The sequence below is a fragment of the Enorma phocaeensis genome, from assembly GCF_900186505.1.
GTDB classification, from domain to species: Bacteria; Actinomycetota; Coriobacteriia; order Coriobacteriales; family Coriobacteriaceae; genus Enorma; species Enorma phocaeensis.
The window spans coordinates 723,587-735,823 of sequence record NZ_LT891970.1; the positions used below are offsets into that span (position 1 = coordinate 723,587).

Consider the following 12,237-nt stretch of genomic DNA (forward strand, 5'->3'; position numbering starts at 1 on the left):
ATCAGGGCTGTTTTCTAACTCGTTTGCGTCTTGGTTACCGGAAGGTCGCCCTGAATGCCCCGACCCGTCGCACGGTCCCTCGGCGGGCCCTCTTACCAGAAGCTGTCGCGCGCCAGGTCGACGATATCGGCCGTGAGCACGCGCCCGGCGGCCACCGTGAGGCGCGCCATGCTGGGACCGTGGCCGCCGCGCGGGAATGTAGGCGAGCCGGGATTCACCACCAGGCAGCTCCCCACCTGCGTGATGACCGGCCGGTGCGTGTGGCCGCACACCGCGACGTCGACCTCGCGCAGCGGCAGGTCCTCGCGATAATGGGAAACGGCGAAGTAGAGCCCTGCGAACGAGAAGCGCACGAGCCGCGTTACCTCGGGACCGTACTCGCGAAAATAGTCGTTGTTGCCCAGCACGGCCACGATCGGGCCGAGCATCTTAAGGCGCTCCCAATCATCCTCCGAGGTGATATCGCCCGCATGAATGATAAGATCGGCGCCCTTGAGTTCGGCGATGAGCGAATCGGAGAGGTAGCCGTGCGTATCGGAGATGATGTCGACACGTCGGACAGCCGTCTGCGCGGTGTTCTCCTCCACAGGCACCCTCCTACAGGCTCAGCGCTTTCTTGAGCGGCACCACGCGGCGGCGGCTCACGGGCACCCGGTCCTCGACGCCCGCGATACCGAGCTGGATGGCGCCCGAGGGCACCGTTTCCACGTCCTCCACGCAGGCAAGGTTCACGATGTAGCGCCGGTGGACCCTGAAGAAGCCAAAGTCGCATAGCTTGGCTTCGAACTGAGCGAGCGAGGTCGTGGAGAGGAAGCGGTCGTCATCGGTGAAGATGCACGAATAGTCGTCCTTCGCCATGATGTAGCGAATCTGATCGACCGGGATGAGCACCTTGCGGCCGCCCTTCTCCACGGGGATGCGCTCGATGGTTGCCCGGCTTTCCGTCTGCGGCTTCGCACGGGCGAGGACCTTCTCGATCGCTTGATCAAGACGGGCCTCCTCGACAGGCTTGAGCAGATAGTCGACCGCATCGACTTCAAAGGCCTCGACCGCGTGGTCGCTGTAGGCGGTCACGAACACGATCGCAGGCGGATTCTTGAGCTTATGCAATGCCTCAGCGAGTTGGAGACCCGAGGCGCCCGGCATCGAGATATCGAGGAACACGACGTCGATGCGGTTCCCCATGAGCATCTCTATAGCAGAGCGAACGCTCGACGCCTCGGTGATCGAGTTGATTTTGCCAGTCTGCTCCAGCAGAAACCTCAGTTCAGAGCGGGCAGGGGCCTCGTCATCGACGATCATCGCACGCAACATAGGCTTGTGATCCCTTCATCTATTCATCTACAAGCGCTATCAAGTGCGCCTCAACCGTGAATGATTGTATTCTACCCCTCATGGAAGATACTCTGCAGCAAATCCAGATGCAAGGTGATCGTGGTGCCCTCACCTGGGCGCGAGTCCACGCGCGCGAACGAGCGCGGGCCGTAGAAGCGCCTGATGCGCTCGGAGATGTTACGCATCGCCACGCCGGCGCCCCCGCCCTGGGGCGCTGAGGTGTCGGCCTGGGGCATCGATCCGTCGAAAAGACGAGCCGCGGTCTCGCCATCCATACCGGCTCCATCGTCGGCGACCTCGACGGAGAGGGCATCATCCTCGCATCCGCGCACCGTTACGCGAATATGCAGGGGGCCCTCGTCCTTCATAGCATGCCGGACCGCGTTTTCAACCAGCGGTTGCACGATGAAGGCGGGCACGAGCGTGTCCTCGAGCCCCTCCTCGATGGAAAACTCGTCGGCGATGCGATCCTCGCCAAAGCGTGCCTTCTCGAACACGAGATAGCGCCGAGTTTGCGCGATCTCGCGCGAGATCGGGATGAGCGAGCCGGAGTTATCGAGCGTTGAGCGGTAGAAGGCGGAGAATTCGCGCAGGAGCTCGCGGGCGCGCGTCGGATCGGTGCGCGTAAACGACGCGATGGTGTTGAGCGTGTTGAAGAGGAAATGCGGGTTGATCTGCGCCTGGAGCGCACGGAGCTCGGCGCGGGCCGTGAGGGCGTCCTGCAGCTCGAGCTCATGGATGGCGAGCTGCGTGGAGATGAGCTCGGCAAAGCCCGAAACGAGCGCATACTGGGTGCGGTTCACCGCATGCGGCGTGCTGAAATAGAACTTGAGCGTACCCACGGCGCGGCCGCGCACCTTGAGGGGTGCGATGATACCCGCCGGGATCTCGCAGGTCCTGCCCTCTTCGACTTGGATGACTTCCTGCGTAAACGACTGAATGATGCCGTGCTCCAGCACGTAATGGGTGGCGGGGGTATGGATGAGCGACCCAGGCGGGAAATCACGCACCATGACGCCCACGCACGCGAGCACATGGGTCTCGTTGGTAACGGCGATGGTGCTCGCGTGGGTCTCTGGCAGCAGGCGACGGCAGATCGCCCCAGCGCTCTCGGGCGTGAGGCCCACCTGCAAATCCTCGAGCATGTCTGAGGCCATCGCGAGCGTCGCCTCGGTGTATTGCGAGCGCAGCATGTCCGGGTTGAAGGCGAAGTAGACGCACAGGGCGGCAAGCGCCGCGAGCAGCACGCAGAACATCGCGGCGACCGCAGAATCAAGACCGGTCGCCAGCCGGACGGCCAGGTATGCGGCAATCGAGAAAGTCGCGAGCGCAGCGACGCCCCACACGAGGAACGACGCGCGCGACAACCATGCGGGACGCGACGCGGATTTGCTCATCTATGGTCCTCCAACCGGGAAGCAAGGGCGGAATCTCCCCACAAGCCATCCATGATAGCGGGCCAGAAGCTCTGAAAGCGAAGGTATTTCCCGCGGTTCTCCTGCGCATAGGCCTCGGCGCGAGCGCGACCATGCAAGTAGATGTCCCAATAGGCATCGCGCTCCTTGGTGGCAAGGGCGCGGGCGAGCGCCGTCTTGCGCACCCGCCCATCCAACTCGTCCGAGAACCAAGGCCCCGGATACGGCATGAGCGAAGCCGCGGTGACCGAGGTGAGGTCGTTGTGGCGGCTCGCATCGGCAAGCTTGACGCGCTCGTAGTACCAACGGTACACGTCGGCCATGAAGCGCTGCGCGGTCCCCGTCTCCTTGGGCGGCAGGCGTCGCACCGCCCACTTGTTGTCGAACCAGACGTCGAGCCCGTGCAGGCGCAGGTTGCACAGGTAGTCCAGGTCCTCGCCGCGAGTGATATAGGGATCGAACGCAACCCGCGTGAACGCACGGGCATCGAGTGCGAAGAGGCCGCCGCACAGGTAGTTGGAACGCGAGATGCGCGTGCCACCGAGCGCGTGGCGCATCCAGGCATTGAACTCAGCCCGCCGGGTCCACCAGCGCGACGCGAGCCCCGCCCTACCCTCCTCGGCGTAGGGCGATCCCGCCTCGTTGTAGTAATAGCCGCTCTTCACCAAGATGGGCAGCTGCGCACGCGTCTCATGCCCGAGCGCGTAGCGCGCCTGCGCCATGAACGCGGAGTCACAGGCAACCTCGTCATCATCGAGGAAGATGACCTTGTCGCACCCCTTGATCGCCGCAACGGCGAGACCCATGTTGCGAATCGCGCCGTACCCGCGCAGCGATATGCACTCCCCCGCGCCGCGCGGCGCGATGCGCTCGATTCGCTCGATGACCTTGGAGCCCTCAGCATGACAGATCGTCGTGATGGCGAGCGAAGGGTGCGCGGCGACGATCTGCGCCACGCGGCGCGAGACCTCCGTCGTCGCAGATAGCGGGCACACCACGAGCAGGACGATGGGCGCGACATCGTGCACCTGCTCGAGGGATGCAAGGCAGCGGGCAAGCTCGGGTGCGGGGCTGTCAAGCGGGGTTGCGTAGTCGTAGCTGCCAAAGGCATGCACATCGGCATGGCCGCTCACCCAGTAGGTGGGAATTACGATGACCGACCCCATAAGGAGACCTTTCCCGGCAGGGTTCAGGGCGCCTTGCCGAACGCGCGCATCCGGTACCCTCAGCCGCAATCCCACCATGCGAACGGCATGCATCCGCCGCCGCGGGGACACGATAGGCTCAGGCGCCGCGCTCACCGTGAACCCTCGCCAAAGCGTGTCCGCCGCCTCCTCGCCGCTTAAGCTGCGTGCTTGAACGGAGAGAGCTCCTTGAAGTAGGGAGCACGCGCGAGCGATTGCGAAAGGGGGTACCCCAGCACATACATGATAACTGCTTCGCCGGCACCGGTGGTCAGCAAGCCGAACAGATACATGAGCGGCCATGCCCCATCAAGCGAGATCGAGGTGAAGGGGATGGTGTAAAAACCGGTAGCCTGCAGCAGGATGGGCAGGTACGCCGGAACGATCAGAGCGTTAGCGAGCACGGGCCCGGCAAGCGCGATAAGGGGGTGCTTCCTCATCTTCCATGTGAACCAGGCCCCTGCGAACGTCGCCAGGGAGCCAAAGACCACGTCGAGCAGGCCGAGCATGCCCGTGCCCGAGAGCGCTATGTTGGCGACGTTGGCGATGGCGCAGCCGAGCGTGAGCCCAGGAATGGCGGCCGGTGTGAAGAGCGCGAGCGCACAGAGCGCCTCGGACACGCGGAACTGGATGGGACCCCACGCTAGGCTGCCCAGGAACAGCAAAGCGACGAGCGTGCATGCCGCGTACACGGCAGCGATGACCCCTATACGGGCGACATCATTCGATTTCATGGCATTCACCTTCTATGTCGGAGGGCTTTACTAGATGCACATCCAACACGCCCGGCACAATAGGACGCCAGAGGCAAAGGTGATGCCGTCGCACACGAAGGCCATCGCGCCTGGCCCCGTGCCCAACAGCCGCTACGCCATGCCCTTGATGCGGGAGAGCCGGATGAGCATGACAAAGCCCACGACCAGCAGGATCCCGATGGAAAGCACTCCTAAAGAAGCATCCCCCGTGAGCGATGTCACGACAGATACTAGCAGAGTTCCCATGACGCTCGCGTAGCGTCCGAAGATATCAAAGAAGCCGTAATACTCGTTGGCATGCTCTTTGGGGATGAGCTTGCCAAAGTAGCTGCGCGAAAGCGCCTGAATGCCGCCTTGGAACATACCGACCACGATGGCGAGGATCCAGAACTCGAGCGCGGACTTGAGGAAGAACGCCGCAAAAAGCACGATCAGCACGTAGGCGGCTACGGCTATGATGATCATCTTGAGCGTGCCCTGGCTCTTGGCGAGCTTGCCATAGGCGATAGCCGAGGGAAACGCCACGAACTGCGTCACGAGCAAGGCGAGAATGAGCTGGGTGGAATCGATGCCGAGCGACGTGCCGTAGGTCGTCGCCATCGAGATAACCGTGTGCACTCCGTCGATGTAGAAGAAAAACGCGATCATGTAGATGAGGATGGCCTTGTCATCGGCGATGCGGCGCATCGTGCGACCCAGGCCGGTGATGGTCTTTACCACCTCGGTGGCGAAGGTCTCGCCCGGTGCAAGCTGCTTGGAGTAGACCTGCTTGTAGCTCTTCACCAGCGGCACCGTGAAAGCGAGCCACCATAGGCCGGTGATCACGAACGCGATGCGCACGCACAGGAGCATATCGAGGCCGAGCACCGCGGGCCCACCCAGGATGAGCGCGATGCACACGATGAACGGCACGCACGAGCCGATGTAGCCCCATGCGTAGCCGGAGCTGGAGACGGCGTCCATGCGCTCGTCGGTGGTGACGTCCGGCAGCATGGCATCGTAAAACGTCATCGACGAATTGAGGCCGATGGTGCACAGCACGTAGACGATGAGGAACGGCATAGCCCCCATGGAAATCGCCTGAGCGAGACAAAGCACCAGGCCCGTGAGGAAGAATCCGAGAAAGAACTTGATCTTGTTACCGGCGAAATCCGCAAGCGAGCCGAGCACCGGCATGAGCAGCGCCACCACGAGCGATGCGATGGTCTGGGCATTCGCCCAGGCGGTCACCAGCTCCGCCGAGTTCGCCGCCGTGTTGATGGCGTCGAAGTAGATGGGGACGACCGAGGTGTTGAAGAGGACGAGGGCAGAGTTGCCCACGTCATACATCACCCAGTTGCGCTCTTGCTTCGTGTACTTCATCGCCGTTCCTTCCCCGTTACCCATGCACACATGCATCAATGGTACGGCACACGCGCCGCAGATGAGGTCAGGATTTGGTAAAGCTCGGGAATGCGATGGGGGACCGTGAGCCAGCAGGACGAAACGCAGCAGGGCGAAGCCCGGCAGGAAGCGATCGCACCCCGCCGGGCTCCACTCGTCTGGCGCCTCTCTTCCGGCGCTATTCTTCCAGTTCGAACTCCTCGCACACGTCGAGCGGGCGACCGGAATAGTTCAGATGGCGCGTCATGCTCTCCATATCACCGGACTCGATGAAGCGCGCGGCGCTCTGGCGGTAATCCTCGAGCGCACGGTCGAAGACCTCGGGGAAGCTCTCATGAGACTCGTCGCCGGTGAAGGGGTTGCTCCAAGCGACGTGGCCCATGTTGCCTGCGCGATACGGCTGTACCGTCGTGACGCGGTGGGCAAGCGAACCCAGAAGCGAGTTGCCGCGCACGAGGGCCTCGACCCGCTCGATAGCCGTCGAGAGCGGCGTGCCGGCGGGCTCGATGATGCGGTAGACCATCCTCATGTCCGCAAGAGCGCGATGGTACTCCGCCGCGCCCACGTTGAGCCCGTACACCTTGAGGCCCACGAAGCTCATCAGCGTGCCGGCGACCTTATCGATGCGCTCGGATGAGATGAGGACGCTTGCCGGCGGGTAGTCATCGACCGTCACCCCGCCGCGCTTGAGCTGGAGCATGAGCACGTCCAGATCGCTCTCGATGACGGCGTGGACCTGACTGCCCGCGTTCTCGAGCGTGCTGTCGACGGCCTGGATACCCCACTGCTGGGCATAGACGAACGGATGGGCGTTGCGATCGAGCACATAGTGCGAGAGCAGGCCCAACGCGAAGGCGCGCCCCACCGCGGCATCGTGCCGCTGCAGATGGCTGACGCCGTCACGCAACGCGCTGAACTGCCGCGATGGCCGGCAGCGATGCATGGCGCGCCCGAGATCCTGGCATGCGGAGAGCTGGGGCGTACGCACCCGGAAGAAGAAGGGGTCGGGCCCCTGGTTCGCGATCAGGAAGGCGATGCGCTCGTCCTCCGTCCCGATGATGCCCTGGGGCAGCGTGTCGATACTTTCCTCGCCGAAGAGACGATGCGTGATGAGTGCTGGCATGGTATTCCTTTCCGCCGGGAAGCCTGCGCACGAACAACTTTCGCATCGCGGCCCCAGCTGTCCCCATTATGCACCACCGACGGCGCTGCGCACCATCATGCGGTAGTATTAGGGCCATGCACGATTGAAGGGAGGGATGATGGCGGAACGCCGGCGATTCGATGGCGAACGCACGCCATCACCCACGCCCGTCGCGCAACCGTCCAACTCCAGTCGCGGCTCCTATACCGGAGCTGGCAACGCCATGCCGCGATCGGCAAGACTCGCCTCCTCTCGGAACAACCCCGTACGCGATTCCTCGGATGCACGAGGGAGCGATGACCCGGTACGCCGACGCATCTACCAGGGAACGCTCTACGACGATAAGCCCCCGCGGAGAATCGCGCAGACGGAGACGGGCGCCCCCGCACCCAGAACCGCACGCCCAAAGCCCGCCGAGAGCCATCGCCCGCGCGGAAAGCGCCCGGCGAAACCCGTGGAATCCCGGCAACTAGGCGGAGCGCGACCCGGCAGCATCAGCCTCAGCGGCACGCGCCCCCAGCGAGCTGGAAGCCGCGCCACCGCACGCCCTCCACGGCGCACCGATAGTGCACGGCGGCCGCAGCGCGGCGCCGCTTCGATAAGTCCGGGACCTCAAGGCCCCGGAGGAGTCGCCCTTATGGTCCTCGGAACGATTGCCGCCGTCTTCGTTGCCGTCTTCGGCGCGATCGGCTCCGCCGTCGGCAGCCTCTTCTCGTCCAAAACGAGGCGCGGCGGGTCCTTCTCGATGGCGAGAGGGCTCGGCAGCCGCAGCGTATCGTTTGCCGGCGCCTCGCGCTATGGCTCGCGCCGCTCATCGCGGGGATGGTCGAACAGCCGGAGCGGCAACTCGGTGAGCATCTCGCGCGCCGCCACGACCGCAGCCTGCGGAACGCTCGCCGCATGGCTGGTCTCGGCGCTTTTCTTCGCCGCTCCGATTGGAGCGGATGCCACCGCAGAAGCACGGCTCCTCGACCTTGCCGCGCTTGATGCCGGCAGCCTCCCGCTCTCGACACCCGCGAGCGAGTGGCAGCAAGGCACCATGCCCTACCTCTACCAGATCGACCCCGCCTGGAGCACCAAGCCCTACGCCGGCGACACGGTCGCCATCAACGGCTGCGGGCCGACCTGCCTCACGATGGTCTACATCTACCTCACCGGCGACACCTCGTACAACCCTGCGCAGATGGCAGCCTATGCCGACGAGGGCAACTACGCCCCCACCGGCGCCACCGAGTGGAGGTTCATGTCTGAGGGAGCCGATGGGCTCGGCATCACGGGCTCCAGCATTCAGGTCTCCTCATCGGCCGTTACCGAAGCGCTGCAGGCAGGCCACCCGGTCATCTGCGCTATGGGACCCGGGGACTTCACCACAACCGGCCACTTCATCGTGCTCTCCGGCATCGATGGGAACGGCAGGGTCACGGTGCACGACCCCAATAGCAGCTACCGCAGCGCCCAAACCTGGGACCTTTCGCTCGTTCTCTCCCAAGCCTCCGCGTGCTGGGAGTTCACCGCGTAGCCCGTGACGCTCGGCGATGGGCTGACTTTCGCGCAAAAAAGGGCGCCGCCTGCGCAGCGCCCTCCGACTGATGCGAACCCTCGAACCGTTGCGCGCGGCGCACGCTCAGCACGCGCCGGCGGCTCGGTCTTAGTAGCCCCACAGATACCAAGAGCCACCGATCTTGACAGCGCACATCCCGATGTAGCCCATGTCGCTCGACTCCGACTCGCCCGCCTCGTAGCCACCGAAATCCTCGAGCAGCGTTGCGGTGATGCTTCCTTCGAGCTCATAGGCTTCCTCGACTTCAAGATCAACGCCGAGGCCATCGAGGCTGTCGTTCATGGAGTCGATCTCATCGGAATCCAGGCGGCTGCCAACCTCGATCTCGAACGAGAGGTCGACCATGTCGAGATATGTCGTCGCATAGCTCAGCGACGATCCCATGGACTCCCCCATGTACTCAGCGAAATCCTCCCGCGAATCGTAGCCTTGCATGTCGATGCTCGCCTCGACGGCCTCCTCGGGCATGAGGGAGACGATGTCCAATCCGAACCGCTCCCAATCGTCGCCCTCGAGATCGCTTGCGATCAAATTCGTGAAAGCAGACTCCACGCTGTCTGCGATTGACTGCGCGCTGCCATGGCCGCCACCGAAGATGCCGCCCAGCGCGAGCACGATGGCGACGATGGCCACCACGCCCACCGCGAGGATGCCGATCGTCATGCCGCGCGTCACATGGAACGGGCGCTTAGCAGGCTGCACCGCGGGCATCACCGGACCCTGCTGCGGTGCCGTCCCCTGGTAATAGGCTCCACCCGGCTGGCCTGCCGGCGGCTGCACCGGCGGCTGCGCAGGCGGTACCGGGGGCTGCTCGGGCATCGGATTAGGATTGGCTTGGGGGGCCGCGTTAAGCGGTGACCCGCAATTCCCGCAGAACGCCGATCCATCGGGCAGCTGAGCGCCGCAATGAGGACAGAACATGATTTCCTCCCATTTCACAAGGCCGTTATGGCTCCACGCCCGCACGCAGCATGCGCAGACACGGCACCGGGCGCACGAGGCGCCCGGCCCTTAGGAATAAGTGTAGCGTTTGCCTCCTACGCTGGGCTACACAATCGGCGCGATGCCGGCAAAGTGCATGTAAAGGGATATAACAGCAACCACGACCACGACCACGGCGATCACCTTGTCATGTGCGAGCGGCAACACGGGCTTGCCGCGCCCGCGCTCGCCGAGCGCGTACACGACGATCGCCGGAGCGAAGAGGATGGTCGTTATCATGACTCCTTGCAGCCCGGTCGACCAAACCAAGAAGATGGTGTAGATGAAGCCGAGCGTGCCAAAGAGGCGCACAACCCACAGCTTAGGAGCACGCGGGCCGTCGAGGTCCTCGTTCTTCCACCCGATTACCATGTAATACGCTGCCGAACACACATACGGGATCAGGATCGTGTTGACGGCGCACGTGTAGAAGAACTGATAGGTGCTTGCCGCGATCACGGAGAGGATGAGGAAGAGCTGGGTGATACCCGAGCTCACCAGCACCGTCACGATGGGCGCACCCTGCTTGTTGGTCTTTGCGAACGCCAGCGGGAACGTCCCCTGACGCGCTGCCTCGAACGGCGTCTCGGCGGCAATAATGACATAGCCGAGCATCGCCCCGACGAGCGAGAGGATGACACCGAGGTTCACCACCGCAGCGCCCACGGGCCCGATGGCGTGCTCGAGGATGCCCGCCATGGAGGGCGTTGCGAGCTCGGCCATCTCGGCACGCGGCATAATGCCAAGCGAGAGCAGCGAGATGAAGAGGTACAGCACGAATACGGCAATGAATCCCAAAGCCGTCGCGCGCCCGACATCCTTCACGTACTTCGCACGGCCTGAAATCACAACGGCGCCCTCGATGCCCGTGAAGACCCAGACGAGCGCGATCATCGTCGAGACCACCTGCTCGCCAAAGCTCGGTCCGCCTGGCTCGCCCCAGAAGTTATCCATGAAGATGGCAGGGTCGAACTTCCCCAGCAACACGATGGAGAGCACGAAGAGGCCGAGCGGTACGAGCTTCGCAAGCGTGACGATGACGTTGATCCCCGCTGCCTCCTTGACGCCGCGCGTCACCAAGAAGGTGAGGACCCATAAGAAGATGCTTGCGCACACGATGGATAGGACGTTATTGCCTTCGCCGAAAGCTGGGAAGAAGTAGCCCAGCGCACTGAACAGCAGCAAGGCGAAGCTCACGTTGGACAGGCAAGCGCTTATCCAGTAGCCCCATGCCGAGTTAAAGCCAACGTAGTCGCCAAAGCCCGCAGCGGCGTACGCATAGATGCCGCCCGTGAGCTTGGGACGAGCCTGGGAAAGACCGTTGAACACCATCATCAGCGCAAAAACACCGATAAAGCAGATCGCCCACGAGACGATGACCGCGCCGGAGTTCGCCCCACCTGCTGCCATATCGCCGGCAAGCGAGAAGATGCCGCCGCAGATGCTCGCGGTAATCACCATCATGGTCAGGCGGAACAGGTCGAGGCCCTCGGGGTCGATGATGCCGTCGGCGCCCACGCTCGCGGCGCTATCCCTCTCTTGAGCCATGATCACTCCTTACTCTTACAGGTTGTATACAGAATACAAGGGCCGGTGACCGGCCTTCCGGTTCACCGGCCCTCGCGGACGGGGAGCGCTAGAAGCGCAGCGACAGGCAGGAGAGGCCGCCGTCGACCTTGCGGTACTCGGAGGTGTCGACTACGAGCGTCTTGTAGCCCAGGTCCTGGACCGCCTTCAGGACGGTCGGGTAGCCCTCGGCCACGATCACCGTGTCGTTGACCCAGATGCAGTTCGCGCCGTAGGCCTCCTCCTCGGACACGACGATCTTGTTGTACTGGGCGAAGTCGGGCTTGTCGATGAACTCGCCCGAGACGAGCATGTTGTTGTTCTCGATGTAGTTCACGCCGGTCTTGAGGTGCAGGACCTCCTCCAGCGGGACCTCGGAGCCCTCGAGGCCCCAGCCGGCGAGGATCTCGCAGAACTGGCGGATGCCCTCCTCGTTGGTGCGGGCCGAGCGGCCGACGTAGAAGTGGTCGCCGACCATCATGACGTCGCCGCCGTCGAGCGTGCCGGGAGCCTCGATGTGCTTGACGTGCTCGTCATCGAAGAAGCGGCGGATGACCGGCTCGATCTCGTCCTTCTCGCCGTTGCGGCTATCGGCACCGGGGTTGGTGATGATTGCGCCGCAGCGGGTGATGACGGCCGGGTCCTCGACGAAGCAGCTGTCCGGGTACTGCTCGAGGGCGGGAAGGACGGTGACGTCGACGCCGCACTGCTCGAGCGCATGCTCGTAGTCGTAGTGCTCTTCGATCGCACGCTCATAGATGGGCTGGCCGAGCTCGGGGGCGCTCGTGATGCCGTTGCTGAGCGACTTGCCGGGGCGGCGGATGATGACGTGGCTGAACTTGGTCATGGGATCGAACCTCCAAAGCTCGGTGCGGGGATGACCTCCATCCCCTTTCGACACCTTCATCCTATG

The 12,237-nt window shown here is 63.6% G+C and carries 11 protein-coding genes; 1 reads left to right on the plus strand and 10 read right to left on the minus strand.

Features of this window, described 5'->3' with window-relative positions; genetic code table 11:
• Positions 1 to 92 precede the first annotated feature (92 nt).
• The 7 genes from C1717_RS09360 to C1717_RS09390 all read right to left on the minus strand — a co-directional run bounded on the left by C1717_RS09360 (position 93) and on the right by C1717_RS09390 (position 7,195).
• Positions 93 to 587 carry a YfcE family phosphodiesterase gene (locus tag C1717_RS09360; RefSeq protein WP_102372905.1) on the minus strand — a complete coding sequence of 165 codons (495 nt, stop codon included), beginning with the start codon at positions 585 to 587 and terminating at the stop codon, positions 93 to 95.
• Positions 588 to 597: 10 nt separating this feature from the next.
• Positions 598 to 1,314: a LytR/AlgR family response regulator transcription factor gene (locus tag C1717_RS09365; RefSeq protein ID WP_102372906.1), complete on the minus strand. Its 717-nt coding sequence runs from the start codon at positions 1,312 to 1,314 to the stop codon at positions 598 to 600.
• 71 nt (positions 1,315 to 1,385) lie between these two features.
• Positions 1,386 to 2,732 (minus strand): sensor histidine kinase, encoded by a 1,347-nt coding sequence (locus C1717_RS09370; RefSeq protein WP_102372907.1) that lies wholly within the window; start codon positions 2,730 to 2,732, stop codon positions 1,386 to 1,388.
• Positions 2,729 to 3,916 carry a glycosyltransferase gene (locus C1717_RS09375; protein ID WP_102372908.1) on the minus strand — a complete coding sequence of 396 codons (1,188 nt, stop codon included), beginning with the start codon at positions 3,914 to 3,916 and terminating at the stop codon, positions 2,729 to 2,731. The genes C1717_RS09370 and C1717_RS09375 overlap by 4 nt, the downstream gene beginning before the upstream one ends.
• 176 nt (positions 3,917 to 4,092) lie before the next feature.
• A complete protein-coding gene (locus C1717_RS09380) occupies positions 4,093 to 4,668 on the minus strand; it encodes a QueT transporter family protein (RefSeq protein ID WP_102372909.1) in 576 nt (191 codons plus the stop codon).
• A gap of 132 nt (positions 4,669 to 4,800) precedes the next feature.
• Positions 4,801 to 6,051 carry an MFS transporter gene (locus tag C1717_RS09385; protein ID WP_102372910.1) on the minus strand — a complete coding sequence of 417 codons (1,251 nt, stop codon included), beginning with the start codon at positions 6,049 to 6,051 and terminating at the stop codon, positions 4,801 to 4,803.
• A gap of 199 nt (positions 6,052 to 6,250) precedes the next feature.
• Positions 6,251 to 7,195, minus strand: coding sequence for a zinc dependent phospholipase C family protein (locus C1717_RS09390; protein WP_102372911.1), 945 nt, complete (start codon positions 7,193 to 7,195; stop codon positions 6,251 to 6,253).
• Between the two features lie 658 nt (positions 7,196 to 7,853).
• Between C1717_RS09390 and C1717_RS10855 the strand changes: the two genes are divergently transcribed.
• Entirely contained in the window at positions 7,854 to 8,735 is an 882-nt protein-coding gene (locus tag C1717_RS10855) for a C39 family peptidase (RefSeq protein ID WP_245859616.1), read from the plus strand.
• 129 nt (positions 8,736 to 8,864) lie between these two features.
• Here the strand turns inward: C1717_RS10855 and C1717_RS09400 are convergent, their stop codons facing one another.
• The 3 genes from C1717_RS09400 to C1717_RS09415 form a co-directional block, all read right to left on the minus strand.
• Positions 8,865 to 9,698 (minus strand): zinc ribbon domain-containing protein, encoded by an 834-nt coding sequence (locus C1717_RS09400; RefSeq protein ID WP_219722309.1) that lies wholly within the window; start codon positions 9,696 to 9,698, stop codon positions 8,865 to 8,867.
• Between the two features lie 126 nt (positions 9,699 to 9,824).
• Positions 9,825 to 11,306 (minus strand): basic amino acid/polyamine antiporter, encoded by a 1,482-nt coding sequence (locus tag C1717_RS09410; protein ID WP_102372912.1) that lies wholly within the window; start codon positions 11,304 to 11,306, stop codon positions 9,825 to 9,827.
• 88 nt (positions 11,307 to 11,394) lie between these two features.
• Positions 11,395 to 12,171 carry an arginine deiminase family protein gene (locus C1717_RS09415; protein ID WP_102372913.1) on the minus strand — a complete coding sequence of 259 codons (777 nt, stop codon included), beginning with the start codon at positions 12,169 to 12,171 and terminating at the stop codon, positions 11,395 to 11,397.
• Positions 12,172 to 12,237: the final 66 nt, after the last annotated feature.

Coding starts and splice junctions, on each gene's coding strand:
- C1717_RS09400 (WP_219722309.1), bottom strand. CDS start 9,698: ATGTTCTGTCCTCATTGCGGCGCTCAGCTGCCCGATGGATCGGCGTTC.
- C1717_RS09410 (WP_102372912.1), bottom strand. CDS start 11,306: ATGGCTCAAGAGAGGGATAGCGCCGCGAGCGTGGGCGCCGACGGCATC.
- C1717_RS09385 (WP_102372910.1), bottom strand. CDS start 6,051: ATGAAGTACACGAAGCAAGAGCGCAACTGGGTGATGTATGACGTGGGC.
- C1717_RS09365 (WP_102372906.1), bottom strand. CDS start 1,314: ATGTTGCGTGCGATGATCGTCGATGACGAGGCCCCTGCCCGCTCTGAA.
- C1717_RS09380 (WP_102372909.1), bottom strand. CDS start 4,668: ATGAAATCGAATGATGTCGCCCGTATAGGGGTCATCGCTGCCGTGTAC.
- C1717_RS09390 (WP_102372911.1), bottom strand. CDS start 7,195: ATGCCAGCACTCATCACGCATCGTCTCTTCGGCGAGGAAAGTATCGAC.
- C1717_RS09415 (WP_102372913.1), bottom strand. CDS start 12,171: ATGACCAAGTTCAGCCACGTCATCATCCGCCGCCCCGGCAAGTCGCTC.
- C1717_RS09375 (WP_102372908.1), bottom strand. CDS start 3,916: ATGGGGTCGGTCATCGTAATTCCCACCTACTGGGTGAGCGGCCATGCC.
- C1717_RS10855 (WP_245859616.1), top strand. CDS start 7,854: ATGGTCCTCGGAACGATTGCCGCCGTCTTCGTTGCCGTCTTCGGCGCG.
- C1717_RS09370 (WP_102372907.1), bottom strand. CDS start 2,732: ATGAGCAAATCCGCGTCGCGTCCCGCATGGTTGTCGCGCGCGTCGTTC.